We start from the raw sequence: 25,623 nt of genomic DNA on the forward strand, positions 1-25,623 counted from the left end.
GTGCGAGAACTACCGAGCGATACGCCGAACCCTAACCGGCTCCGACCTTCTGCCGGTCGCCGTCGAACTCGCCCACCGGGGCATCGTCCTCATCGTTCTCGGCCCGCATGGGGTCGAGGTCCGGGTCGATGTCGATAGTGCGGCGCAGCGGATTGTTCGGCAGGAGCATCGCGGCGAGCAGTGCGACGATCGCCGCGCCTGCCGCGATCAGGAAGATCCGTCCGGTGGCGTCACCGTAGGCGGCGCGCACGATCGCGGCGATGGGCGCGGGCAGTGCGCCGATGTCGAGATTGCCGCCGCCGGAGGAGCCCGTCTCGACGCCGATCCGGTCGAAGCCCTGTGCGGACAATTCACCCACCCGGGTGGCCAGCACCGAACCGAGCACCGAGACTCCGATCGCGCCGCCGAAGGTGCGGAAGAACGCGACACTGCTGGAGGCGGCGCCGATATCGTGCACGCTCACCGTGTTCTGCACCGCGAGCACCAGGTTCTGCATCATCATGCCGACGCCGAGGCCGACCAGGGCGATGTAGATACCGACCTGCCACAGGCTCGTCGCGTGGTCGATCATCGAGAGCAGTCCGAGGCCGATCACCAGCGAGGTGGCGCCGGCGACGACGAAACCCTTCCACTTGCCGAAGCGGGTGATCAGCTGTCCCGAGCCCGCCGAACCGGCGAGCATGCCAGCGACCATCGGGATCGTGAGAACACCGGCGATCGTCGGCGAGAATCCGCGTGCGGTCTGGAAGTACTGGCCGAGGAATGTGGTCGCGCCGAACATGCCCATTCCGACGGAGATCGAGGCGATGATCGCCAGGCCGGTGGTGCGCTCGGTGACGATCGGCAGCGGAATGATGGGCGACTCGGCCCGCGATTCCACCCACACCATCGCCAGCAACAGCAGCAGACCGCCGCCGACGTAGAGCGCGGACTCACCCGAGATCCAGTCGTAGTAGCCCGCCTTGCCCGCGAACGACACCCAGATGAGCAGCACCGACACGCCACCGGTCAGCAGCGCGGCGCCGAGCCAGTCGATCGAGACACCGGTCTTGCGTTCGGTCGGCAGACGCAGGGTCCGCTGCAACAGCACCAGCGCGATGACGGCCAGCGGCACGCAGACGAAGAAGCACCATCGCCACCCGAGGGGGCTGTCGACGATGACGCCGCCCAGAATGGGTCCGCCCGACATGGCGACGGCCATGACCGCGCCCATGTAACCGGAATACCTGCCGCGCTCACGGGGCGCGACGATCGAACCGATGATGGCGACGACGAGCGCGGTCAGACCGCCCATGCCGACACCCTGCACGACGCGCGCCACGAGCAGCAGCGGCACACTGTGGGCGAAACCGGCGACGATCGAGCCGAGCACGAAGATGACGATGGCCGTCTGGACCAGCACCTTCTTGTTGAACAGATCGGCGAACTTGCCCCAGATCGGCGTGGAGGCCGCGTTGGCGAGCAGCGCCGTGGTGATGACCCAGGCGTAGGCGGTCTGCGAGCCCTTCAGGTCACCGATGATGGTCGGCAGGGCGGTCGCGACGATCGTGGTGCTCAGCAGCGCCGTGAAAAGCGCCGCGAGCAGTCCGGTCATCGCCTCGAGGATTTCGCGGTGCGTCATCGCGAAGGGATCACGCGGTGTCACCGCCTCGACTGAACTAGACATCTGCTTCCTGATTCTGTTTCGGACCGAGGCGACGCTGTCCCGGTGCGGTGTGATGTGCGATGAGTGCGTTTCTCAGCTGCTGGACGGCCAGGTACGCCTGTTCGGCGTCACCCTCGCTCCAGTCGGCGAGCGCGGTCTGCAATCCCCTCGCGCGGGAGACCCGGACGCGGCACAGCAGTTCGCGCCCTTCCGGGGTGATCCGAATAAGCGTGGCGCGGCCGTCTCCCGGGTCGGCGTGACGGCTGATGTAGCCCGCCCCGACCAATTCGGCGACATGCCTGCTCAACGCCGACGGACTGATGCACAGATCAGTCGCCAGATCGACCTGGCGGCATTCGCCCCTGGCTTCGAGCGAGCCGAGCACCCCGACCCCGCCGGGAAGCAACTGCCCCTCGTCCGGATGCAACAGGACGACACGCATCGCCCGGCCCATCAGGTAGAGCTCCTCGATCAGGCTTTGCGCCGTATCCGATGACACAGCCATGGCCACTCCCAGCACGATAATACTTACTTGCGGAACACAACTACATTATCATTGCTTTCGCTAATCAATTACTTTTCGAGGGGTCGAGTGTCGACAATCACCCGGTCCCGGTCGGTTGCGGGCCATCACACACCCGTCGCCTGTGCGGCTCGACCACAGGCGAGGCGGACCGCACGCGGTCGCACCCGCGACGTCATCCGTGACGGGTGAAAGGCGGCCGAGGCCGGTCGCGGGCGGGGGAAATAGGTTTACTGTGAATGTGCGGGATTTCATTCGGGACGAGGACGCGGGCCGAAGGGATGACGGATGTCGGGCATTGTTTTGACGTTGGTCGGTGCGCTGTTGTGCTTCTACGGGGTCCGATCCGTGCATCTGGGACTGCTGGCGATCGGATTCGGGCTCGGCTGGTTGATCGCCGACCTGTTCGAACCCTCGTTCACTGTCCTGTTGCTGTTCGGGTTGATCGGGGCGGTCGCCGCGTGGGTGATCACGGCACTGGTCTTCGGATTCGCGTCGTATCTGATCGGCGGGCTCACCGGCGCGATGGTCGGGGCGAAGCTGGCCACGGTCCTGCAACCCGGCGACAAGAACTGGGCGCTGAGCATGATCGTGATACTCGCGGTCGGCGTGACCGGTGCGTTCCTCGCCGAGAAGTTCCGCGCCCGCGCCCTGCTGTGGTTGACCTCCATCGGCGGTGCGAGCATGATGCTCAGCGGCCTCGCTCGAATCGACGATTCCATGGCCTTCCTGCACGACCCCGATCCGGGCTGGCAGCAGGTCACCTTCACCGCCGCCTGGATCGCGCTGTCGGCGGCGGGCTGGATCACCCAGCGTCATCTGTTCGCCGAGAAACTGGGAATCCAGCACCTCGCCGGTGACGACGAACCGCGCGAGCAGGGCCACAATATCGGCGGGAAATGGCCGAGCAGATGAACGCGCGCGAGTCAGTCGTCCACCCGACTGCCGACCGTGTGTACGAGAACGACCCGGGGGTTCCACGGCACGACCCGGTTCACCCGGTCCTGTAGTTCGCTGATCGGCGGGAGGTCGGTGGGGGCGAGCACTTCGACGGTCGCCGTGTCGCTGTGCACCGTCACCTGCCTGACCTCGGCGCCGGGCACCGCGTCGAGCCAGCTCCTGGTCGCGGTCGCGATCCGATCGGCCCACAGCGAGGACAGCGAATTCGCCACCATCGGCACCGCGACCAGCACCAGCGCCGCCGCGAGCACCGCGTAGGCGCGCCCGCGACGGGCCTCGCCCACCCCGGCTTCACGCGCGTATCCGGTCACGACGAGCACCACGGTCGCGGTGACGATCATGGCGACCATATTGGAGGCGAACAGCACGAACGCGCCCAACGCCATCCCCGGCGCGTGCGAGCCCAGACAGACCCCGACCACACCCAGCGGCGGAACCAGGGAGATGGCGATGGCGACACCGGGCAGCACATCGCCGACATCGCGCCGGATCAGCGCGATCACACCGACCGACCCCGTCGCCAGAGCCGCCGTCAGATCCATCAACTTGGGCGAAGTACGCCCGGTCACTTGCGAATTGGCCAGCACATTCGTCGGATTCGGCGGCAATTGCGCGAACAGGTACCCGATCACGACCCCCGCCACGACCAACAGCAGGCTCCGTCCGATCAACGCCACCCGGCCCGTCGCGATGCCGAGTGCCACATCGAGGATCGGCAGCGACAGCGGCGCGACGATCATCGCGCCGATCACCGTGGCCGTCGAATCGCCGATGACACCGGAGACCGCGATGACGCTGGACAGGGTCAGCATGATCCAGAACGCGGAGCGTTTGGCTTTCGTGTCCCCGACATCCAGATCGAGCCGCTCGACCAGTTCTTCCGAAGTCCGCCGTTGACTCGACCAGGACCAGCACCTGCACGGCCGCTCCTTCTCGATCGATCGACATGTTCGAGCGCTCCGAGCCCTCGCCGGAAACGAGCGACGGCCCGGCCGAGTATGCGCGGGGCCGCGAACCTCGAACGTCACCCGCTACGCTTGCCGGTGCCGCCGCGGCGGACGTCGATTCTCCATTGCGCCAACCCGATTCGAGCCGAGGAGTGTGACCGATGTACGAAGGCGGCTGCCTGTGTGGACGGATCCGATTCCGTGCCGACGCGGAGGCCGACTGGCCGCACCTGTGCTCGTGTCCGCACTGTCAGCGTCTGAGCGGCGGACCGGTGATGGCCTGGGTCGGCTTCCCCGCCGACAGCTTCACCTGGACCGGCGAGGCCGGTGAACCCCGCTGGTACAACACCTTCGCGACCACCCGACGCGGTTTCTGCCCCGACTGCGGATCCACGGTGGCCGCCATCGATGACGGCAGCGCCGATATCGGCGTCACGATGATGTCGCTCGACGATCACACCGCGCTGACACCGGTACACCAGTCCTTCAAGGACAACGCGGTGCCGTGGTTGCCGGTCGTCGAAACCGTCTCCCGCCCCTGATCATCGACCGGATCGGCTTGCCCGCTGTTTTGCGGATACTCCAGATCGACGACGCGCTCGTACCGAATGGCGCGGCCGGATTCGACGCCACGCCCTGGTCGAGGCCGACCATTCCGGTGTCGAGGGCCTCGCAGACCTGCGCCGAGCCGAGCACGGGTGGATCGCGACGCCTCACCTGAATGCCTCCAGCACCGGCCACCCACCGATCACACGCTCGATGTTCCCGCATCGTCTGCGGCGTGCCCAGCCGTCGCGCGGGCCGAATCGGAGGCCAGCGTCATCCGGAACCGTTGGACACCGGGGTATTTCTCGCCGAGAGGCACGGCCGTGAATCCGATGGCGGCATAGAAGTCCACGGAGGCGCTGTCGGTTTCGGCGACCACCGGCAGATCGGGGTGGCGCGAGCCGATCTCCGCGACGAGTAGGCGACCGATGCCGGATCGACGGTGGGTGTCGGCGGTCGCGATGTGGAGGAGCACGAGGTGGTCGCGGCGCATTTCGTACCCGGCGACACCGGCGAGTTCGGCGCCGATGGTCGCCCCGACGAGTTCGGTCGATCCGTCGATCAGGTAGCGCCGAATGGCCGCCGCGAGACGGGCGCGATCACCGCCGATCGCGGCGAAGAGAAGTTCGGCCACGCCGCGATCTTCGGGATCGGCGGGGGCGATCCGCACCATCTGCATCGAAGTCACGGTAATCGGGCGGAAGTTGTGATCACGAATATGAGGCGTGGTGATAACGAATCGGTGACGTTCGGCGATGAACAGACCACACCGCGACGGACGGAGCGCGGTGTTGCGTGAGAAGAGAGGCCCGTCCGATGACGAATCGCCCCACCCGCTGTCCGGGCAGGCCCGATACCGCACCGTTGGCGTCGCTCGCGGTCGTGCTCGGCGTGATCATGGTGCTGGTCGCGGTGGCCGGATCGGATCGGATTCCCGGCTGGGCCGCCGATTACGGCACGGTGCTGATCGCGATGGCGGTCCTCGCCTATCTCGCGGTGGCCGGGCGCATATTGCACTGGGGCGTCGGCGAGTTGCTCGATCCCGCCGACGACCGGATGTAGAGCTCAGCTCTCGTTGCGCGCCTTGGGAAAGCGGGTCTGACGGGCGACCCAGCCCGCCATCTGCGCCCAGTGGCCTTTGCGCGGGGTGACGATCGAGGTCAGCGCACGATCCCACTCGTCGGCCTCGGTGAGCCCGTCGACGGCCTCGACGAGCGCTTTGGCGGTGGCGAGATCGGCGACGACGCGATCACCCATGACGCCGTTCGCGCCGACCAGCGTGACACGCACGCCGAGGCGCCCGATGGGTTGCAGAACGGCCGTGGCCGAACCGCCGTGCTCGGCGAGGAAACCCTTGACGGAATCCACCAGGGCACCCGACAACTTGGCTTCGACCGGGGCAGTTTCAACGCTCATTCCACCGAGTTTACCGACCGGTAGGCCGTCTCATCGACCACGGGTGTAGAACGGAGTCCATGCGTGCCATCCAGGTTTCCGAACACGGTGGTCCCGAGGTCCTGACCTACACGGAGGTGCCGCGGCCTTCGATCGGATCCGGTCAGCTGCTCGTCGAGACCGAGGCCATCGGTATCAATTTCATCGATACCTATATCCGCACCGGCGTCTATCCCCAGTCCGTGCCGTACATCCCCGGCGCGGAGGGGACGGGCGTGATCGCCGAGGTCGGTGCGGAGGTGTCCGAATTCTCGGTCGGTGACCGGGTCGCCTGGGCCGCCGCGCCCGGTAGTTACGCCGAGCGGGTCGTGGTGGACGCGACGGTGGCGATCGCGGTTCCCGACGGCGTGCCCGCCTCGGTCGCCGCGTCCGTGTTGCTCCAGGGCATGACCGCGCACTATCTGATCGAATCGGTCTACAAACCGGAATCCGGTGAGTCGATCCTGGTGCACGCGGGAGCGGGCGGGGTCGGTCTGATCCTGACCCAGATGGCGGTCGCGCGCGGGGTCCGGGTCATCACGACGGTGTCCTCCGACGAGAAGGAGACGCTCTCGCGCGCCGCCGGAGCCGCGCAAGTGCTGCGCTACACCGACGATCTCGCCGAGCGCGTGCGTGCGCTCACCGACGGAATCGGCGTGGCCGCGGCCTACGACGGGGTGGGCCGGTCGACCTTCGAGGCGAGTCTGGCCTCGCTGCGCGTCCGGGGCACGCTGGCGCTGTTCGGCGCGGCCAGCGGACCGGTCCCGCCGTTCGACCTGCAACGACTCAATCCGGCGGGTTCGCTGTTCGTCACCAGGCCGACACTGGTCCACTACACCCGTGACCGGGCCGAATTGCTCTGGCGCGCGGGTGATGTGCTCGCCGCCGTCGCCGACGGTTCACTGCACGTCCGGATCGGCGCGACGTATCCGCTGGCCGAGGCGCAGCGGGCACACCGGGATCTGGAAGGTCGCCGGACCACCGGATCCATCGTGCTGCTGCCCTGACCCGAGCGCGACCTCGATCGGCGACGCGCCCGCCATGATCGCGTCGGTGACGGAATCCGCGAAGATCCGATCCGCCGTGTGTCAGTAATCGCGTCCGGTGAGTCCCCGGTAGACGAATCGGGTCAGCCCGTCGATCGCCTGTTCGTCGCTGAGTTCGACCGCGCCGTCCTCCACCGCCGCGAGCAGTCCCTGTGTCGCGATGAACATGACCGCCAGGCTGGCGTCGGGGGTGCTCGGTAACCGGAATCCGTTGTCGACCAGACCTTTCAGGTGGTCGGCGATATCGGCCCGCTGTTCGACGCCGAATTGCTGGAGCAGACGCGCGAAATCCTCGTTCACGGCCGCGGCCTGACCGACGGCGCGCAGTACCGAGGCGTGCTCGCGGGCGAAATGCCAGTAACCGGCGATGTGGTAGCGCACGGCGTCCGGATCGCTGAAATCCGGATTGTGGTCCGGATGTTCGGCGCGCACGTCCCCCGCGTCGGCCAGATCCCGTAACAGGGCCTGAAGCAGTTCTTCTTTACTCGCGAAATGGTTGTAGAACGAGCCCGCCGCACGTCCGGCGGCGGCGGTGATGTCGGTGATCTTCGTGTTGAGGTAGCCGCGTTCGGCGAACAATCGTTGCGCGGCGTCCTTGAGCGCGCGCTCCGTTTCGGCCGACCGTTCCCGCCTACTCGTCGCCACCGGCACCCACCTCCTCTTGACAGCAGAACCTACCAAGTCCAATACTGAATTCAGATTCACTGAAACTGAATTCACTCTTGGAGGAATCGTGACGAACCAGGTACTCATCGCGGGTGCGGGGCCGACCGGCCTGACCCTCGCCATCGATCTCGCCCGCCGCGGCATCCCGGTCCGCGTGGTCGACAAGGCGGACGAGTTCTTCGCGGGTTCCAGGGGCGACGGCATCCTGCCCCGCACCCTCGAGGTGTTCGACGATCTCGGCGTCCTGGAAGCGGTGACGAACGCGGGCATTCCCGCGCCCGTCATGCGCGCATACTTCGGCGGTGAGTTCGTCGGCGAACGGCGGATGTTCGAGCCCGCCGAACCCACCCCCGCGATCCCCTATCCCAACCCGTGGTTCCTCGGGCAGTCACGCACCGAGGCGATCCTGCGCGCGCGACTGGCCGAATTCGGCGTGCACGTCGAACTCGGCACCGCCCTGACGGACCTCACGCAGGACGACGACGGCGTCACCGCGACGCTGACCACCGCCGACGGCGTCGAGACGGTGCGCGCGGCCTATCTGGTCGGCGCGGACGGCGGACGCAGCACCGTGCGCAAAACCCTCGGCATCCCGTTCGAGGGTTCCACCGACGATTCGATACGGATGCTGCTCGGCGATGTGCGGGCGGATGTGCTCGACCACGACTACGGCCACTGGTTCGCCGCTTCGGCCGAACGTCCGATGGAGGGTTTCGCGCTCTCGCCCCTGCCCGGCGGGCGTCATTTCCAATTCGGCGCGCCCCTCGACGCCGCCGCCGAACCCACGCTCGCGGTGCTCCAGGACATGGCCGACCGCTACACGGGAACGATGGACCTCGAATTCACCGACCTGACCTGGGTCACCGTGTGGCGGCCGAATATCCGGCTCGCCGCCAGGTTCGGTGACGGCCGGGTCTTCCTCGCGGGCGACGCGGCCCACGTCCATCCGCCGACCGGCGGTCAGGGCATGAACACCGGCATCCAGGACGCGTACAACCTCGGCTGGAAGCTGGCCGCGGCGCTGCTGGGAGATCCCGCGCCGCTGCGGACCTACGAACCCGAACGCCGCACGGTCGCCGCGCGGGTCCTCGGCCTGAGCACCGAATTGCTGGACAAACTTGTGGAAGGCAAGGCCGACGCCATGGAACGCGGCGAGGAGGCCCGCCAGTTGAGCGTGAGCTACCGCGAACCCGGCGCGACCGGCCGACTCGTCGCGGGCGATCGGGCCCCGGACGCGCCGGTGAAGGATGTCGACGGGCAGCCCGTCCGGCTGTTCGACCTGTTCCGCGGGCCGCACGCCACGGTGCTGATGTTCGGCGACGGGGGCGAACTGCCCGGCGCGACCGACGCCGAGGTGTATCGGGTGATCCGGCCGGGGACGACGGCGAGCGGGCGGTACGTGGTCGACGTCGACGGGCACGCCTTCGACGCGTACGCGGCGACCGACGGCGATGTCGTCGAGATCCGTCCCGACGGGTACCTCGCCCGCCGCGACTGACGGCGGATCAGCCGAAGAAGCTGCCGACCGTGTCCCAGCCGAGCACCGAATCCACCGCGAGGCCGCAGAACACGACCGCCAGGTAATTGTTCGACTGGAGGAACAGGCGCAGCGGTTTCACCGACTCGCCGCGCCGCACGCCGGAGTACAGCTGGTGGGCCATGAGCAGGAACCACGCTCCGGCCACCAGCGCCACGGCGGCGTAGACGACCCCGGTCGCCGGGACCAGGGCGAGGGTGGTGAGCACGGTGAGCCAGGTGTAGATGACGATCTGCTTGGTGACGGTCTGCTCGGTGGCGACCACCGGCAACATCGGCACGCCCGCCGCGCGGTAGTCCTCCTTGTAGCGCATGGCGAGCGCCCAGGTGTGCGGCGGCGTCCAGAAGAAGATGACGCCGAACAGCGCGATCGCGGGCCAGCCGATACCGCCGGTGACGGCGGACCAGCCGACGAGGGCGGGCATACATCCGGCCGCGCCGCCCCACACCACGTTCTGGGAGGTACGCCGTTTGAGCCCGAGGGTGTAGACGAAGACGTAGAACAGGATCGTGGCGACCACGAGCATGCCGCTCAGCAGGTTGGCCTGCCACCACAGCCAGGCGAACGAGGCGATTCCGAGCGTCACGCCGAAGATCGCGGCGTGCGAGGTGGGAACCGCTTCCCTGGCCAGCGGACGCTTGGCGGTCCGCTTCATCACCTTGTCGATATCGGCGTCGGCGACGCAGTTGAGCGTGTTCGCGCTCGCCGCGCCCATCCAGCCGCCGAACAGGGTGACCAGGATGAGCCGGATATCGACGGTGCCGCGGTCGGCGAGCAGCATGGTCGGGATGGTGGCGACCAGCAGCAGTTCGATGACGCGTGGCTTGGTCAGCGCGATGTAGGCCAGCGGGCGACGCAGCACCCGGGAGACCACGCCGTCACCCTGCGATTTCTCGACCTGCGTGGAAGCGGAGGCGGAGGTGTCGTGCGCCGTCGCGGAGGAGCCGTGCGCACCGCTGCCACCCGGCTGTTGCCCAATCCGCACTATCTCTCCTCGCACGCTGTGCATCACATCCGGCAATGGAACGAGCAGCGCGCTCGGTCCTGATGTTCCGATGCACAGCACAGTGCGGCGCGGCTACTACTACAGAGGATGGTAGACCCTCGCCGACCGCACTCCTCTCCTCGCCCCTGGCAGCCTCCGATGACCGTGTACCGCACCGGCCCCGCAGCAACGGGCAAAACGGGCACCGCCGCGCCACGCCACGCGGTGAAGTCAGCGACACGGGCACCGGTAGAGCCGGGTTCACGCAATGCCGGTCAGAGGGCACATCTAGGCTGGTGTCGACACTCGGACACGCATCGCGCAGCCGCCGTGCGTCTCGCGGCAGAAATCGGGCCGCCAACAACACCGCCGTCGACGAAACCAATGTCAGGAGAACCCCGGTCGTGCCAGTGACAGATGACATCCGCGCCCTCACTCAGACGAACCACCCGGACGACTGGACGGATCTGGACACCAAGGCCGTCGACACCGTCCGCGTCCTCGCCGCCGACGCGGTCCAGAACGCCGGAAACGGTCACCCGGGTACCGCGATGAGCCTCGCGCCCTTGGCCTACACGCTCTACCAGCGTACGATGCGTCACGATCCGAGCGACCCGCACTGGGTCGGCCGGGACCGTTTCGTGCTGTCCTGCGGCCATTCCAGCGTGACCCAGTACATCCAGCTGTACCTGGCGGGCTTCGGTCTCGAACTCGACGATCTGAAGAACCTGCGCAAATGGGGTTCGCTCACCCCCGGCCACCCCGAGTATCGGCACACCGACGGCGTCGAGATCACCACCGGCCCGCTCGGTCAGGGCCTGGCCTCCGCGGTGGGCATGGCGATGGCGGCCCGGCGTGAACGCGGCCTGTTCGATCCCGAGGCCGCGCCGGGGACCAGCCCGTTCGACCACTTCGTCTACGTGATCGCCTCCGACGGCGATATGGAAGAGGGCGTCACCTCCGAGGCGTCGTCGCTGGCGGGCACCCAGCAGCTCGGCAACCTCGTGCTGATCTACGACGACAACAAGATCTCCATCGAGGACGACACCACCATCGCCTTCACCGAGGACGTCGCCGAGCGCTACGCCGCCTACGGCTGGCACGTCGAGGTCGTGCAGGGCGGTGAGGACGTCGTCGCCATCGAGAACGCGCTGGCGGCCGCCAAGGCGGAGACCTCCAAGCCCTCGATCATCGTGCTGCGCACCATCATCGGCTACCCGGCCCCCACCAAGATGAACACCGGTGGCGCCCACGGCGCGGCGCTGGGCGTCGACGAGGTGGCCGCCACCAAGAAGGTGCTCGGATTCGATCCCGAGAAGAATTTCGACGTCGATCCCGACGTCATCGCGCACACCCGCGAGGTCATCGAACGCGGACAGCAGGCCCATCGCGACTGGCAGCGCGGTTTCGACGCGTGGGCGCAGGCCAACCCGGCCAACAAGGCACTGTTCGACCGGCTCGCCAACCGTGATCTGCCCGAGGGCTGGGCCGCGAACCTGCCCACCTACGAGGCCGATCCCAAGGGCGTGGCGACCCGCAAGGCCTCCGGCAAGGTGCTCGCCGCGCTGGCCCCGGTGCTGCCGGAACTGTGGGGCGGTTCGGCCGACCTCGCCGAATCCAACAACACCACCATGCCGGACACGCCGAGCTTCGGGCCGGAATCCATCTCTACCGGGATGTGGAAGGCCAACCCGTACGGCCGCACCCTGCACTTCGGTGTGCGCGAGCACGCGATGGGCTCGATCCTCAACGGCATCGCGCTGCACGGGCCGACCCGCCCCTACGGCGGCACCTTCCTGGTCTTCTCCGATTACATGCGTCCCGCGGTCCGCCTCGCGGCGCTGATGCGGGTGCCCGCGATCTACGTGTGGACCCACGACTCGATCGGACTCGGCGAAGACGGCCCGACCCACCAGCCGATCGAACATCTGGCCGCGCTGCGCGCCATCCCCGGCCTGAACGTGGTCCGCCCGGGTGACGCGAACGAGACCAGCTACGCCTGGCGCACCATCCTCGAGCGTGACTCCAGCGAACGCACCTCGCATTTCGTGCCGTCGGACGCCCCGCACCAGGACGGACCGTCGGCGCTGGCGCTGACCCGTCAGGATCTGCCGATCTTCGAGGGCACCAGCTACGAAGGCGTCAAACGCGGCGGTTACGTCCTCGCCGAGGCGTCCACCGGCACGCCGCAGGTGATCCTGATCGCTACCGGCTCCGAGCTCCAGCTCGCCATGGCCGCCCGCACTACGCTGGAGGGACAGGGCATCGGAACCCGCGTGGTCTCGATGCCGTGTGTCGAGTGGTTCGACGCGCAGGACAAGGCTTACCGGGACGAGGTGCTGCCCCCGACGGTGCGCGCGCGAGTCACCGTCGAGGCCGGAATCGCCATGCCGTGGCACCGGTTCGCCGGTGACGCGGGCGAGATCGTGTCGATCGAGCATTTCGGCGCCTCCGCCGATTTCAAGACCCTGTTCCGCGAGTTCGGGATCACCGCGGAAGCCGTTGTCGCCGCCGCGCAGCGCACGCTCGAAAACGTGAAGGGATAACCCCATGACACAGAACGAAAACGTCGCCGCTCTCTCGGCCGCAGGCGTCTCGGTATGGCTCGACGACCTGTCCAGGGACCGGATCCAGTCCGGCAATCTCGCCGAACTCATCGCCACCCGCGGTGTCGTCGGAGTCACCACCAACCCGACGATCTTCCAGGGCGCCCTGAGCCAGGGTCACGCCTACGACGCGCAGATCAAGGATCTGGCCGCCCTCGGCGCCGACGCCGACGCCGCGATCCGCACGATCACCACCGACGACGTGCGCGCCGCGTGCGACGTCTTCCTCCCGGTGTTCGAATCGACCAACGGGGTGGACGGGCGCGTCTCCATCGAGGTCGATCCGCGCCTGGCCTTCGACGCGGAGAAGACCACCGCGCAGGCGGTCGAGCTGTGGAAGATCGTCGACCGGCCGAATCTGTTCATCAAGATCCCCGCGACCGAGGCGGGCCTGCCCGCCATCAGCGCGGTGCTCGCCGAGGGCATCAGCGTGAACGTGACGCTGATCTTCTCGGTCGCGCGCTACCGCCTGGTCATGGGCTCCTACCTCGACGGCATCGCCAAGGCGAAGGTCGCCGGTCACGATCCGGCCCGGATCCACTCGGTCGCTTCGTTCTTCGTCTCCCGCGTGGACACCGAGATCGACAAGCGCCTCGAGGCCATCGGCACCCCCGAGGCCCTCGCGCTGCGCGGTAAGGCGGGCGTGGCCAATGCCCGGCTGGCCTACGCCGAGTACCAGGACGTCTTCGACGGCGGCGCGCACACCTCGACCTACGCCCATCTCGCGGCGTCGGGCGCGAACCGGCAGCGGCCGCTGTGGGCGTCGACCGGTGTCAAGAACCCCGACTACTCCGACACCCTCTACGTCACCGAACTGGTGGCGAAGAACACGGTGAACACCCTGCCGGAGAAGACCCTCGAGGCCGTCGCCGACCACGGCGAGGTCCGCGGTGACACCCTCAGCGGGACGGCCGTCGAATCGCAGGCGGTCTTCGACGCGCTGTCCGCCGTCGGAATCGACCTGGACGACGTCTTCACCGTGCTCGAGACCGAGGGCGTCGACAAGTTCGAGAAGTCGTGGGAGGAACTACTTTCCGCGACGACAGAGGAGTTGGGCGCCGCTTCGGGCGAAAGCGCCTGATCCATGGCCGGCACAGCAGAGGTTTGGAAGAACCCGCTGCGCGACGAGCGCGACAAGCGCGTCCCACGCATCGCGGGACCGTGCAGCATGGTGATCTTCGGTGTCACCGGGGATCTGTCCCGGAAGAAACTGATGCCGGCCATCTACGACCTGGCGAACCGGGGGCTGCTCCCCCCCGGTTTCGCCCTGGTCGGCTTCGCCCGGCGTGACTACGCGGACGAGGATTTCGCGAAAGTCGTCCTCGATTCGGTGCGCGCGCACGCGCGCACGCCTTTCCGCCAGGAGGTCTGGGATCACCTGGCGGAGGGAATCCGTTTCGTACAGGGCACGTTCGATGACGACGCCGCCTTCGGCCGTCTCGCCACCACGCTGGCGAATCTGGACGCCGAACGCGGCACCGGCGGCAATCACGCCTTCTACCTGTCGATTCCGCCGAATATGTTCCCGGTGGTGCTCGATCAGCTCTCCGAACACAAACTGGCCCAGCCCGACATCGTCGACGCGCAGGGCCGCACACCGTGGCGGCGGGTGGTCATCGAGAAACCCTTCGGGCACGACCTGGAGAGCGCGGTCGAACTGAACGCACTGGTCAACCGGGTCTTCCCGGAGGAGACGGTGTTCCGGATCGACCACTACCTGGGCAAGGAGACGGTCCAGAACATCCTGGCGCTGCGTTTCGCCAATCAGCTCTACGACCCGATCTGGAACGCCAATTACGTCGACCACGTCCAGATCACCATGGCCGAAGACATCGGGCTGGGTGGGCGCGCGGGCTATTACGACGGTATCGGCGCGGCCCGCGACGTGATCCAGAACCATCTGCTCCAACTGCTGGCGCTCACCGCGATGGAGGAGCCGATCAGCTTCCAGCCCAGCCAGTTGCAGACCGAGAAGATCAAGGTGCTCTCGGCGACGAAACTGGTGGCGCCGCTGGACGAGACCACCGCGCGCGGGCAGTACGCCGAAGGTTGGCAGGGCGGCGAACACGTGGTCGGGCTGCTGGAGGAAGAGGGTTTCGACCCGCAGTCCAAGACCGAGACCTACGCCGCCATCACCCTCGAGGTCGACACGCGGCGCTGGGCCGGGGTGCCGTTCTACCTGCGCACCGGAAAACGGCTCGGCCGCAGGGTGACCGAGATAGCGGTCGTCTTCAAGCGCGCCCCGCATCTGCCGTTCGACCAGACCATGACCGAGGATCTCGGCCAGAACGCCCTGGTCATCCGGGTACAGCCGGACGAGGGCATCACCACGCGCTTCGGGTCCAAGGTGCCCGGCTCCAGCATGGAGGTGCGTGACGTCAATATGGACTTCAGCTACGGCGAGGCGTTCACCGAATCCTCCCCCGAGGCCTACGAACGCTTGATCCTGGACGTACTGCTCGGGGAACCGTCACTGTTCCCGGTGAACGCGGAGGTCGAATTGTCCTGGAGCATCCTGGATCCGGTGCTCGATCACTGGGCGGCCGACGGCAGGCCCGAACCGTACGAGGCGGGCACCTGGGGTCCGCCGTCGGCGGACGAGATGCTCGAGCGCACCGGCCGGGAATGGCGGCGGCCATGATCGTCGACATGCCTGCCACCACGACGGGCGCGGTCACCAAACGCCTGATCCGGTTGCGCGAGAACAACGGCGTCATCACCATGGGCCGGGTGCTCACCCTGGTGGTGTGCACCCTGGACAGTTCCGAGGCCGAGGAAGCGATCGACGCCGCCAACGACGCCAGTCGCGAACATCCCTGTCGCGTCGTGGTGCTGGCGCGTGGAGATCGTGACGCCGAGACCAAACTCGATGCCCAGATCCGCGTCGGCGGCGACGCGGGCGCGGCGGAGGTGATCGTGCTGCGCCTTCAGGGCGAGCTGATCGCCCACGAGAGCAGCGTCGTGATCCCGTTCCTGCTGCCGGACACCCCCGTGGTGGCCTGGTGGCCGCGCGGCGCCCCGGAATTCCCGTCCAAGGATTCGGTCGGCCGCCTGGCGACCAGGCGGATCACCGACGCCACCTTCGCCGCCGATCCACAGGCGACGATCAGGAAACGGCGCGGTTCCTACGCGCCGGGCGATACCGATCTGGCCTGGAGCCGGATCACCTACTGGCGGGCCCTGCTCGCCGCGGCCATGGACGAGCCGCCCTTCGAGCCGATCGAATCGGTGACGGTGTCGGGCCTGCGCAACGAGCCCGCGCTCGACATACTCGCGGGCTGGCTCGCGATCCGGCTCGGCTGCCCGGTGCGCAGGCATTCGGGCGCGCTCGAGGTCAGGTTGCACCGTCCTTCGGTGTCCATCGCCATCGAACGCCCCCAGACCGGGCGCACCGCCACGCTGACCCGTACCGGAGATCCGGACCAGCGAATCGCGCTGGCGCGCCGGGAGACTCGCGACTGTCTCGCCGAGGAACTGCGTCGGCTCGATGCCGACGAGATCTACGCCGAGGCGCTCGCCGGAATCGATGAGGTGACCTATGAGTGAGACACCGGGGCAGGAATACGCCGACCAGGGCAAGCGGGTCACCAGGGAATTCCCCTCCGATATCGTCGAGGTGCATCCCGACACCGACGCGCTGGTCGCCGCGGCGGCCGCCAGATTCGTCGAGGTCGTCGTGGCGGCGCAGGCCGCGCGCGGATCGGCGTCGGTGGTGCTGACCGGCGGCGGCACCGGCATCGGCCTGCTGGAGCTGGTACGCAAGGAGCCGGGCGCGATCGACTGGTCGGCGCTCGACATCTTCTGGGGTGACGAACGTTTCGTGCCCGCCGACGATCCGGAGCGCAACGACCTACAGGCGCGCCGGGCGTTGCTGGATCATGTCCCGGTCGATCCGGCGCGCGTGCACCCGGTCGCGACCTCGGACGGGGAATACCCCGACCCGATCGAGGCGGCGGCCGAGTACTCTACGGCGGTGCACGCACATCTGGCCGAACACGGCGCCTTCGACCTGCACTTGCTCGGCATGGGCGGCGAAGGACACGTGAACTCCCTGTTCCCGCATACCGACGCGGTCCGCGAGGAGCACGAACTCGTTGTCGCGGTGACGAATTCACCGAAGCCGCCGCCGGTCCGGGTGACGCTGACGCTGCCCGCCGTGCGTCGCACGAGGCATGTCGTGCTGGTCGTCGGCGGCGCCGCCAAGGCGCAGGCCGTCGCGGACGCCATGGGCGGGGCGTTTCCGGTGGACATCCCCTCGGCGGGCGCCATCGGCACCGAATCGACGACATGGTTGCTGGACAACGAGGCCGCAGCGGCGCTGCGCTAGCTCGACTTTCTGACAGGAGGGGTCGGGGTGCCGACCAGCAATTTCGTCGACGGTATCCATCGAGGGAACATCCGGTGAGCCGTTCCGAAAGTGAACTCGACCAGCGACTACGCGAGGGCATCGCGGCGCTGGTCGGTCCGTCGGCGCCGCCGTCGGATCGTGCGGTCGCGCCGGGGGTTTCGGGCGAGGCGATACTCGAACTGTTCCAGGCGCAGGCCACGAGCAGGCAACTCGATCTGGCGGCCCGGCGACTGAGCAGCGCGCGGCGCGGCTACTACAGCATCGGCTCGTCCGGGCACGAGGGCAATGCCGCGGTCTCGGCGGCGTTGCGCACGACCGACCCGGCACTGTTGCACTACCGGTCCGGCGCGTTCTTCGTCCATCGCGCGCGTCGGGTGCCCGAACTCGACCCGATTCTCGACGTGCTCCTCGGCGTCGTCGCGGCGGCCGCCGACCCGATCTCCGGTGGCAGGCACAAGGTCTACGGCAGCAAGGCCGCCAACATCATTCCGCAGACCTCGACGGTCGCGTCGCATCTGCCCCGCGCGGTCGGACTCGCCTTCTCCCTCGAACGTGCCGCGCGACTGGGCGTTTCGAGCGAATGGCCCGCGGATTCGGTGGTGCTGTGCAGTTTCGGTGACGCGTCGGCCAACCACTCCACCGCCACCGGCGCGATCAACGCCGCCGTCCACACCGCGCACCAGGGCGTCGCGGTGCCGGTGCTGTTCCTGTGCGAGGACAACGGCATCGGACTCAGCGTGCCGACACCGTCGGACTGGATCGAGTCCGCCTACGGGTCCCGCCCCGGCCTGCGCTACTTCGACGCCGACGGCTGCGATCCGGTGGACGCCATGACGACCGCCGCGGCGGCCGTCGAATGGGTGCGCAAGAACCGCAAACCGGCCTTCTTCCGTATGCGCACCGTCCGACTGCTCGGTCATGCCGGATCCGATGTCGAATCCGCCTACCGCAGCCCGGGCGATATCGCCGCCGATCTCGAACGAGATCCGGTCCTGGCCACCGCGCGGGTACTCGTCGGCACCGGAACCGCGACACCGCAGGAGATTCTGGCCCGCTACGACCTCATCACGCACCTGGTGTCGGTGACGGCCCAGACGGTGTGGACCAAACCGAAATTGGCCTCCGCCACCGCCGTGACCGCCCCGATCGCGGCGGCGAACCCGGACGACGTGCGCGCCGATGTGCTCAGAACCACCGAGCCCGCCGACACGGAAGCTGTGGCCACCGAGACTGCCGACCCCGAGGCAGTGGGGACCGAAGCGGTGGCCTCCAAGGCGGTGGCGACCAAGGCAGCAGCCTCCAAGGCAGCGGCCTCCATGCCCGCCGATTCGTCGGCCAACGGTTCCGCCGCCGAACCCGACCCGATGACGCTCGCGCAGGCGATCAATCACACCTTGGCCGAACTACTCGACCGCGACCGCGACATTCTCGTCTTCGGCGAGGACGTCGCCCGCAAGGGCGGCGTCTACGGGGTCACCAAGGGTCTGCGGAAGCGGTTCAGCGCGCGACGGGTTTTCGACACCCTGCTCGACGAGCAGAGTGTGCTCGGCACCGCCCTCGGCGCCGGGCTCGCCGGATTCGTGCCGATTCCGGAAATCCAGTACCTGGCCTATGTCCACAATGCCCTCGACCAGCTGCGCGGCGAGGCCGCGACGCTGTCGTATTTCTCGGACGGGCGCTACCGCAACCCCATGGTGGTCCGCATCGCCGGACTGGCGTACCAGAAGGGTTTCGGCGGCCACTTCCACAACGACAATTCGGTTGCGGCACTGCGCGATATACCGGGACTGGTCGTCGCTGTGCCATCCCGGGCCGACGACGCCGCGGCCATGTTGCGCACCTGCGTCTCGGCCGCGCGCGTGGACGGCCGGGTGTGCGTCTTCCTCGAACCGATCGCGCTCTACCACGCCCGCGATCTGCATCCCGGCGACAAGGGCTGGCTGGCCTCCGGCTCTCCCGCCGACCATGTCGAGATCGGTCGCGCGCGAATCCACGGCGACGGAACCGATCTCACGATCGTGACCTTCGCCAACGGCGTCCCGATGAGTCTGCGCGTCGCCCATCGTTTCGCCGAACGCGGCATCAAGGTGCGCGTCCTCGACCTGCGCTGGCTCAACCCGCTGCCGGTGGAGGATCTGATCCTGCACGCCCGCGCCACGGGCCGCGTCCTGGTCGCCGACGAGACCCGTCGCAGCGGCGGTGTCTCGGAATCGGTCGTCACCGCACTGCTCGACGCGGGATTCGAGGGCCGGATCGCCCGGGTGACCAGCGAGGACAGTTTCGTGCCACTCGGCCCGGCCGCCGACAACGTCCTGCTGGACGAGGCCGCGATCGAATCCGCCGCCGACACGATCCTCGGTACCACGAACCGACGCGGCGTCACATTGATGCGCAGATTCCGGTCGCCGACGCGATCCCGGTGATCGACGGTCGGGCCGCATGAAATTCCCCGGCATGGAAATACAGTGGAGAAGTAACTTCTGACCGGCAGCGGAAGGATGAGGCTCATGACCACGATATCCACGCTCGGCGAGGTGCGTCCCGAGCACGACCGACCCATCGACGGCGAGCGGGTACTGCTGCACTATCAGCGCTCCTACCCGCAGCCCGTCATCGACGTCTGGTCCGCGTGCACCTCCCGCGAGCAGTTGGGGCGTTGGCTGGGCACCGTCGCGGGCGAGGGCGCGGATCTGACCGTCGACCCCGTCGACGGCCCGGTCTCCGGTCCCCTCGACGTGCGTGTGGAGCGTTGCGAGGCACCGCACGCACTTGTCGTCCGTATCGACGGCCGTGAACTGGAATTGCGCCTCACCCAGGTCGGCGTGGTCACCACCGTCGAACTGATCCGTCGTCACCTGCGGCCCGACGAAGCCGAGGCCATCGGTCCGCGCTGGCAGTACCTGCTCGACCGCCTCGGCGCCCACCTCGAATCAAGGCCGCTGCCGAGGTGGGCGGGCTATCAGGAACTGGCCGGGGAGTACCGCTAGCGAGCCCGGTCGGCCAGATCGCGGAGATGGTCGACGATGAGCGCGTTGACCTCCTCGGTCCGTTCCAGCTGGAGCAGATGTCCGGCGTCGGCGATTTCGGTGACCGCGCGCAGATCGGGCACGTGGGCGCGCAGCGCGCCCAGCGGATCGTGGCCGCTGAACCCCTCCATATCGGTGTCCCTGTCGCCGTAGAGGAAGTACGCGGGGACGGTGACGTGGGCGTCGGCGTACTCGGCCGTGAGTTCCCAGTTGCGGTCGAGCGCCCGGTACCACGCGAGCCCGCCGGTGAATCCGGTGCTCTCGAAATCCTGGGCGAGCGTGTCGAGGTCTTCGCCGGAAAGCCACCGCCACGGCAGCCGTGGGGCCTCGGGGAGCACGTCGAGGTATCCGGTCCCCTCGGCGGGATAACGCCAGGTGTCGAGGTAGTGGTAGTCGGCGCTGAGGGAGAAATAGACGCGCGCCAGGAATTCCCTCGGATTCGCGCCGAGTTCGACATCGGCGACGCCGGGCTTCTGGAAGTAGTCCAGATGCAGGAAATGACGTGCGGCGGCCTTGGCCCACAATTGCGAGGGCGGACGAGGCGGACGAGGCGCGAAGGGATTGTTGAGGACGATGAGCCCGCTGACGCGTTCCGAGGCGCGCAACGCCAGCTCCCAGACCAGCGCGGCGCCGAAATCCAGTCCGACGAAAACCGCCCGTTCGGCGCCGATATCGTCGAGCAGCGCGAGCAGATCACCGATGACGGCGCGATTGGTGTGCGAATCGGGTTCGTCGCGCACCCGGGTGCGACCGTATCCGCGGAGGTCGGGGGCGATGGCGCGGTAGCCTGCCCCCGCGACGGCCCCGAGCTGGCGATTCCAGATGTACCAGGTGTGCGGGAACCCGTGGCAGAAGATCACCGGGGGCCCCTCCCCCTGTTCGGCGACGTGCATCCGTCCGCCGTCGATGGTCACGAACCGATGCGCCGACTCCACTATCGCCTCCAAAACTTAGAACGTGTTCCTATTTCACGGTAATGTCCCGAAGTCGTGAACGGAATACCAGAGAAACTCGGCGGCAGCGTGGCCGTCGTCACGGGGGCGAGTCGCGGCATCGGGAAAGGCATCGCTCTCGAATTGGGGGCGGCGGGCGCCACCGTATTCGTGACCGGGCGATCGATCACGCCGGGACACCTGCCGGGAACGGTGCACGGCACCGCTGCCGAAATCAACGAACTGGGCGGCGTCGGTATCCCGTTCGTCTGCGACCATCGCGACGACGACGCGGTCGCCCGATTGTTCGAGCGGATACGTGACGAATACGGCCACCTGGATGTCCTGGTGAACAATGTCTACAACGCGCCCGCCGCGGCCCGCTGGCTCGGCAAACCGTTCTGGGAGGTGCCGCCGGCCGCGTGGGACGAGACTTTCGACGTCGGCGTGCGATCCCATTACGCGGCAGCCGTATTCGCCGCTCCGCTGTTGATCGAATCGGGTGGCCTCATCGTCAATATCTCCTCACCCGGCGCCGAGCGGTACATGCACAATGCCGTCTACGGGGTGGCCAAATCCGCGCTGGATCGGCTCACCGCCGATCTGGCCCGGAACCTGACCGATACCGAGGTCACGGTGGTTTCGCTGTGGCCGGGCATCGTCGACACCGAACTACTCCGGATGGTGCCCGCCGATGCCGAGGGGCGCAGGATCATCACCCTGCCCGGCGAGGGCGCATTCGATCTGGACACCGCCGAAACACCGCGGTTTCCCGGTCGCGCGGTTGTCGCGCTCGCCACCGATCCGGACCGGCGCGCGCGCACCGGATCCGCCTGGCGCGTCGCCGATCTCGCGGAACACTACGGATTCACCGATGTCGACGGGCGCATTCCCCGCAACGACTGAAATCGGCCAGCACCGGCAGCGGACCGCGAACGCTCTCCGGTGCCGATTCGAATTCCCGGCGAAACCCATTGCACCACGCGATAATCCGATCGCGCGTCGACGCGGACCACCGGTGGGGCAATTCGAAGTCGGTGCTAGTCTGGCTGCGGCCGATGACCGGATCGAATTCCGCATGCCACGACCGGCAATTCGGCTCCCCTGTTTCCGTCTGCATTTCCGCAAGGAGCGCTCGAATGCCGCAGGTCGCGTTGGTCTCCCGGGTCAAGGCCAAGGAAGGCAGGGCCGAGGAATTGGTCGCCGCTTTCGGTCCGGTATTCGAGCAGGTCGAACGCGAACCGGGCACGCTGCTCTACGTCCTGAATCGGTCCAAGGATGATCCGGAACTGTTCTGGGTCTCCGAGATCTACGCCGACGAGGACGCGTTCACCGCACACCGCGACAGCGCGGCGATGTCGGCGGCCACACCCGTACTCGGCGATCTCATCGCGGGCGCCGAACTCATCGTCGGCGAACCGGTGGCGGCCAAGGGTGTGCTCGCCCGGTCGGCGAGCACACCGCGCGTCACAGACTGAAGAAGATCGACCGCAGCACCAGTGCCACGATGAACACGATCATGAAGGCCAGGTCGATCGCCATCCCGCCCGCGCGTATCGGCGGCAGCACCTTGCGCACCGGCGCGATCACCGGTTCGGTCACCTTCTGGGTGACATCGCGCGCCCGCAACACCCACGGCGACCTGGTGTTGCCGAGCAGCACCACCCAGTCCAGAATCATCCGCGCGATCAGCACCACGATAAACAGCGTCAGGGCGTAGCCGAGCACTGCTCCGATGAGGCTCATGACCAACTCCTTATGTGTCGGCCGAACCGGCCGTCTATCGGTATCAACGGGCCCGCCCGCGTCGAAGTGTCCGGGTGGCCGTCTTCTCAGCCGACTATCAGGATCGGACAAATCGGGCGAGCGCGAAGGGTTGTGGGGGCGGTCGCGCCACCCACCCCGCCTCTGCCGAGATCGTAGTTCCCGCACCACCCCGCCGCCGGGCGGCGCGTCCATCCGGCCACCCTTCGCTAACTATCCCGCAAACTTCCGGCGAACCACAGTCGGCCTTCGTAGACTCGATCGTGTTCCGCGAGAATCGGAATGCACGGGCGGCCGACGCACCTACGTCGACCACCGACATGCTGGAATTGCACCGGGGCGGGGAGCTTTCCCCGAGCACCCTGATCCCCTGACCCCGGTGCTTTCAGCAATCCAGTGCCGCGGCGCGGCGAACGTCGGGCGCACACAACGATTCCGCGTGCCGTCGCCGCGTACGAGGCTCGTCCGCACCCGCCAGTTCAGCCGATGACCGGCGCGGCGAGACGTTCCTACGACAACGGCCCCTTTTCGATGAGGGGCTCTCACCGAAAAGGGGCCGTCCATATTCGTGGCGACCGATCCGAGACTCTCCGATCGGAGTCACGGAACGCCCGTGACCGAGAGGTGAATTACTTCGCGGGCTTCGGGGCGGGGGTATTGATGGTGGTGAAGTATTGGGCCGCGGCGGCAATGGCAACCGGTGCGGTGATCAGGATCTGGCCGACCAGAGTGCCGAGGAAGCCGATCGTGGCGATACCGCCGACACAGCCGACGGCTGCCGCGGGAATGAACGGGCCGAACAGACCCGCGATGGTGGCCGAGGCAACGCCGGCGCCGAGAACGCCGCCGAGGACACAGCCCACGGCAGCGCCGCCGAGGCCGCCGACGAGGGTGCCGATGGTGGCGCCCATGGCGATGGTGGTGGTCATACGGCTCCAGGCCGCGACCTCACGCTCGTATTCGGTCTTCCACGGCGCCTGATCCTCGTAGGGCAATGCGACGGGCTTGTAGGTGGCGTGGTCGAGATCGAGCTGCGGGGTGAGAGTCGCGGTGTTGCCGGCGATCTGTGCGGCGATCGGGAAGACGAACTCGTCGACCCGGAACGCCAGTTCGGTTCCCGCGACAACGGTGCCATCGGCGGCCTTGATGGTGAACACACCGTTGTCGGCGGCCAAAGAACCCGCGTCGGTGGTGATCACGGTCGAGTTGTTCTCGGCGACGGCGGAGAAACCCACGCTGTCGGACTGCGGCGCGGCACCGGCGCTACCCGTGGCGGCACCGAGCGCGGCGATCAGTAGTGCGGACGTGACGGTCAGCTTGACCTTCATCGAATGAATCCTCATCTCGGGAAATTCGGGCGAACCCGGCTGTATCAGCGACAACACCCTCACCCACCGCCGCAGCCGTCGCGCACACAGTCGAAACCCTCGATTCGCCCGATCGGCGTTGCCTATCGCACCCGCGTGCGCCTGCGCGTCCGGCCGAAACTGTCCAGGTCACTACGGCATACCGAGCGAAGGAGGACCCCCGGTGGCCCGGCTGCAGATCGAAGCGGTGTCGAAGCGATTCGGCGCGACCGACGCGGTGCGCGAGGTGAGTCTCGATATCGCCGACGGCGAGTTCATGGTCCTGCTCGGGCCGAGCGGATGCGGCAAGTCCACGCTGCTGCGCATGATCGCCGGTCTCGAACTCCCGACCTCGGGCCGGATCATGCTCGACGGGCGCGACATCACCGACGTCGCTCCGCAGCAACGGGATCTGGCGATGGTGTTCCAGAGTTACGCGCTGTACCCGCATCTGACGGTGGCGCGCAATATCGGCTTCCCGCTGAAGTCGCGGCGGGTGCCGCGCGCGCGAATCGCCGAACGGGTCGCCGAGGTCGCCGCGACGCTGGCGCTCACACCGCTGCTCGGACGTAAACCGGCCGAGTTGTCGGGCGGACAGCGACAGCGAGTGGCCTTGGCGCGCGCCATGGTTCGCGATCCGGGCGCGTTCCTGATGGACGAGCCGCTGTCCAATCTCGATGCCAGGCTGCGCAGCGCGACCAGGGCCGAGTTGATCGCGCTGCACCGCAGACTCGGGTCGACATTCCTCTACGTGACCCACGATCAGGTCGAGGCGATGACCATGGCCTCGCGGATCGCGCTGCTCAACGACGGACAGGTGGAACAGGTAGGGCCGCCGACCGAACTCTACGACCGCCCGCGTTCGACCTTCGTCGCCGGATTCCTCGGCGCCCCACCGATGAACCTGCTGCCCGCCACGATCACCGAGCGCGCCGGACGACTGCATGTGACGGCGGAGGGACTCGACGCCGCGCTCGGCATCACGGATACCTGCGGTGACACCAGTGTCACCGTGGGTATCCGTCCCGAGCAGTTGCGCGTCACGACCGGTCCCGGCGGGCTGCGCGGACAGGTGCGGATGGTCGAGAACCTCGGCAGCGAGGAGGTCGTGCACATCACCGTCGGCGAGCACGAGATCCGCGCGCGCGTCCCGCGTCCCGCGCGGGTGTCGATCGGCGAGCAGATCGCGCTCACCGTCGACCCGGACGATATCCATCTCTTCCATCCGGATTCCGGTCTCCGCCTGACCTGGCAGGCCACCGAGACCGATCCGATCCAAGATGTGCGCGACGAAGTTCCTGTCGCGTGACAA

At 67.7% G+C, this 25,623-nt stretch carries 25 protein-coding genes; 15 read left to right on the forward strand and 10 right to left on the reverse strand.

All coding sequences use genetic code 11. The features are described from left to right. Nucleotides 1–31: 31 nt before the first annotated feature. Nucleotides 32–1,666 (reverse strand): MDR family MFS transporter, encoded by a 1,635-nt coding sequence (locus OG225_RS21985; RefSeq protein WP_405177059.1) that lies wholly within the window; start codon nt 1,664–1,666, stop codon nt 32–34. After that, nucleotides 1,659–2,150, reverse strand: coding sequence for a MarR family winged helix-turn-helix transcriptional regulator (locus tag OG225_RS21990; RefSeq protein ID WP_405177060.1), 492 nt, complete (start codon nt 2,148–2,150; stop codon nt 1,659–1,661). Before OG225_RS21990 ends, OG225_RS21985 begins: the two co-directional genes overlap by 8 nt. 306 nt (nt 2,151–2,456) lie before the next feature. Between OG225_RS21990 and OG225_RS21995 the strand changes: the two genes are divergently transcribed. Continuing rightward, a complete protein-coding gene (locus tag OG225_RS21995) occupies nt 2,457–3,083 on the forward strand; it encodes a DUF4203 domain-containing protein (protein ID WP_405177061.1) in 627 nt (208 codons plus the stop codon). Between the two features lie 11 nt (nt 3,084–3,094). On the opposite strand, the gene OG225_RS22000 is transcribed toward OG225_RS21995, so the two are convergent. Then, nucleotides 3,095–3,940: a DUF389 domain-containing protein gene (locus OG225_RS22000; RefSeq protein WP_405177062.1), complete on the reverse strand. Its 846-nt coding sequence runs from the start codon at nt 3,938–3,940 to the stop codon at nt 3,095–3,097. A 296-nt stretch (nt 3,941–4,236) separates the two neighbouring features. Here OG225_RS22000 and OG225_RS22005 point away from each other — a divergent pair, with 296 nt between their 5' ends. Beyond that, nucleotides 4,237–4,617, forward strand: coding sequence for a GFA family protein (locus OG225_RS22005; RefSeq protein WP_405177063.1), 381 nt, complete (start codon nt 4,237–4,239; stop codon nt 4,615–4,617). Nucleotides 4,618–4,823: 206 nt separating this feature from the next. Here the strand turns inward: OG225_RS22005 and OG225_RS22010 are convergent, their stop codons facing one another. Further along, nucleotides 4,824–5,300, reverse strand: coding sequence for a GNAT family N-acetyltransferase (locus OG225_RS22010; protein ID WP_405177064.1), 477 nt, complete (start codon nt 5,298–5,300; stop codon nt 4,824–4,826). A 137-nt stretch (nt 5,301–5,437) separates the two neighbouring features. Here OG225_RS22010 and OG225_RS22015 point away from each other — a divergent pair, with 137 nt between their 5' ends. Next, entirely contained in the window at nt 5,438–5,683 is a 246-nt protein-coding gene (locus tag OG225_RS22015; protein WP_405177065.1) for a hypothetical protein, read from the forward strand. A 3-nt stretch (nt 5,684–5,686) separates the two neighbouring features. Here the strand turns inward: OG225_RS22015 and OG225_RS22020 are convergent, their stop codons facing one another. Continuing rightward, nucleotides 5,687–6,037, reverse strand: coding sequence for a hypothetical protein (locus OG225_RS22020; RefSeq protein ID WP_405177066.1), 351 nt, complete (start codon nt 6,035–6,037; stop codon nt 5,687–5,689). A 59-nt stretch (nt 6,038–6,096) separates the two neighbouring features. Here OG225_RS22020 and OG225_RS22025 point away from each other — a divergent pair, with 59 nt between their 5' ends. Next, nucleotides 6,097–7,062: a quinone oxidoreductase family protein gene (locus OG225_RS22025; RefSeq protein ID WP_405177067.1), complete on the forward strand. Its 966-nt coding sequence runs from the start codon at nt 6,097–6,099 to the stop codon at nt 7,060–7,062. Nucleotides 7,063–7,143: 81 nt separating this feature from the next. Here the strand turns inward: OG225_RS22025 and OG225_RS22030 are convergent, their stop codons facing one another. Then, nucleotides 7,144–7,746, reverse strand: a complete 603-nt coding sequence (locus OG225_RS22030) for a TetR/AcrR family transcriptional regulator (protein ID WP_405177068.1) — start codon at nt 7,744–7,746, stop codon at nt 7,144–7,146. An 88-nt stretch (nt 7,747–7,834) separates the two neighbouring features. Between OG225_RS22030 and OG225_RS22035 the strand changes: the two genes are divergently transcribed. Continuing rightward, on the forward strand, nt 7,835–9,265 hold the full coding sequence (locus tag OG225_RS22035; protein WP_405177069.1) for an FAD-dependent monooxygenase: 1,431 nt from the start codon (nt 7,835–7,837) through the stop codon (nt 9,263–9,265). A 7-nt stretch (nt 9,266–9,272) separates the two neighbouring features. On the opposite strand, the gene OG225_RS22040 is transcribed toward OG225_RS22035, so the two are convergent. Continuing rightward, nucleotides 9,273–10,289 carry a heme o synthase gene (locus tag OG225_RS22040; protein WP_405177070.1) on the reverse strand — a complete coding sequence of 339 codons (1,017 nt, stop codon included), beginning with the start codon at nt 10,287–10,289 and terminating at the stop codon, nt 9,273–9,275. 404 nt (nt 10,290–10,693) lie between these two features. Between OG225_RS22040 and tkt the strand changes: the two genes are divergently transcribed. From tkt to OG225_RS22075, 7 genes are all read left to right on the forward strand, one after another. After that, nucleotides 10,694–12,835, forward strand: a complete 2,142-nt coding sequence (tkt, locus tag OG225_RS22045; RefSeq protein ID WP_405177071.1) for a transketolase — start codon at nt 10,694–10,696, stop codon at nt 12,833–12,835. A gap of 4 nt (nt 12,836–12,839) precedes the next feature. Continuing rightward, nucleotides 12,840–13,976 (forward strand): transaldolase, encoded by a 1,137-nt coding sequence (tal, locus tag OG225_RS22050; protein WP_405177072.1) that lies wholly within the window; start codon nt 12,840–12,842, stop codon nt 13,974–13,976. A 3-nt stretch (nt 13,977–13,979) separates the two neighbouring features. After that, nucleotides 13,980–15,536, forward strand: a complete 1,557-nt coding sequence (zwf, locus tag OG225_RS22055) for a glucose-6-phosphate dehydrogenase (RefSeq protein ID WP_405177073.1) — start codon at nt 13,980–13,982, stop codon at nt 15,534–15,536. After that, nucleotides 15,533–16,441 carry a glucose-6-phosphate dehydrogenase assembly protein OpcA gene (gene opcA, locus OG225_RS22060; protein WP_405177074.1) on the forward strand — a complete coding sequence of 303 codons (909 nt, stop codon included), beginning with the start codon at nt 15,533–15,535 and terminating at the stop codon, nt 16,439–16,441. The genes zwf and opcA overlap by 4 nt, the downstream gene beginning before the upstream one ends. Next, nucleotides 16,434–17,222 carry a 6-phosphogluconolactonase gene (pgl, locus tag OG225_RS22065; protein WP_109526937.1) on the forward strand — a complete coding sequence of 263 codons (789 nt, stop codon included), beginning with the start codon at nt 16,434–16,436 and terminating at the stop codon, nt 17,220–17,222. The genes opcA and pgl overlap by 8 nt, the downstream gene beginning before the upstream one ends. Nucleotides 17,223–17,296: 74 nt before the next feature. Then, nucleotides 17,297–19,666, forward strand: a complete 2,370-nt coding sequence (locus OG225_RS22070; RefSeq protein ID WP_405177075.1) for a thiamine pyrophosphate-dependent enzyme — start codon at nt 17,297–17,299, stop codon at nt 19,664–19,666. A gap of 84 nt (nt 19,667–19,750) precedes the next feature. Then, a complete protein-coding gene (locus OG225_RS22075; RefSeq protein WP_405177076.1) occupies nt 19,751–20,230 on the forward strand; it encodes a hypothetical protein in 480 nt (159 codons plus the stop codon). Here OG225_RS22075 and OG225_RS22080 read toward each other — a convergent pair. Beyond that, on the reverse strand, nt 20,227–21,204 hold the full coding sequence (locus tag OG225_RS22080) for an alpha/beta fold hydrolase (RefSeq protein ID WP_405177077.1): 978 nt from the start codon (nt 21,202–21,204) through the stop codon (nt 20,227–20,229). The genes OG225_RS22075 and OG225_RS22080 overlap by 4 nt on opposite strands. A gap of 54 nt (nt 21,205–21,258) precedes the next feature. On the opposite strand from OG225_RS22080, the gene OG225_RS22085 reads away from it, so the two are divergent. Next, nucleotides 21,259–22,107 (forward strand): SDR family NAD(P)-dependent oxidoreductase, encoded by an 849-nt coding sequence (locus OG225_RS22085; protein WP_405177078.1) that lies wholly within the window; start codon nt 21,259–21,261, stop codon nt 22,105–22,107. A gap of 233 nt (nt 22,108–22,340) precedes the next feature. After that, a complete protein-coding gene (locus OG225_RS22090; protein ID WP_405177079.1) occupies nt 22,341–22,679 on the forward strand; it encodes a putative quinol monooxygenase in 339 nt (112 codons plus the stop codon). Here the strand turns inward: OG225_RS22090 and OG225_RS22095 are convergent. Then, the gene (locus tag OG225_RS22095) at nt 22,669–22,947 is read right to left on the reverse strand and encodes a YggT family protein (protein ID WP_405177080.1); all 279 of its coding nucleotides are present in this window, start codon (nt 22,945–22,947) and stop codon (nt 22,669–22,671) included. The genes OG225_RS22090 and OG225_RS22095 overlap by 11 nt on opposite strands. Before the next feature lie 647 nt (nt 22,948–23,594). Then, a complete protein-coding gene (locus OG225_RS22100) occupies nt 23,595–24,293 on the reverse strand; it encodes a hypothetical protein (RefSeq protein WP_216911592.1) in 699 nt (232 codons plus the stop codon). A gap of 202 nt (nt 24,294–24,495) precedes the next feature. Here OG225_RS22100 and OG225_RS22105 point away from each other — a divergent pair, with 202 nt between their 5' ends. After that, nucleotides 24,496–25,620, forward strand: coding sequence for an ABC transporter ATP-binding protein (locus tag OG225_RS22105; RefSeq protein WP_405177081.1), 1,125 nt, complete (start codon nt 24,496–24,498; stop codon nt 25,618–25,620). Nucleotides 25,621–25,623 lie beyond the last annotated feature (3 nt).

The organism is Nocardia sp. NBC_01377 (assembly GCF_045040005.1).
In the GTDB taxonomy this organism is placed as follows: domain Bacteria; phylum Actinomycetota; class Actinomycetes; order Mycobacteriales; family Mycobacteriaceae; genus Nocardia; species Nocardia noduli.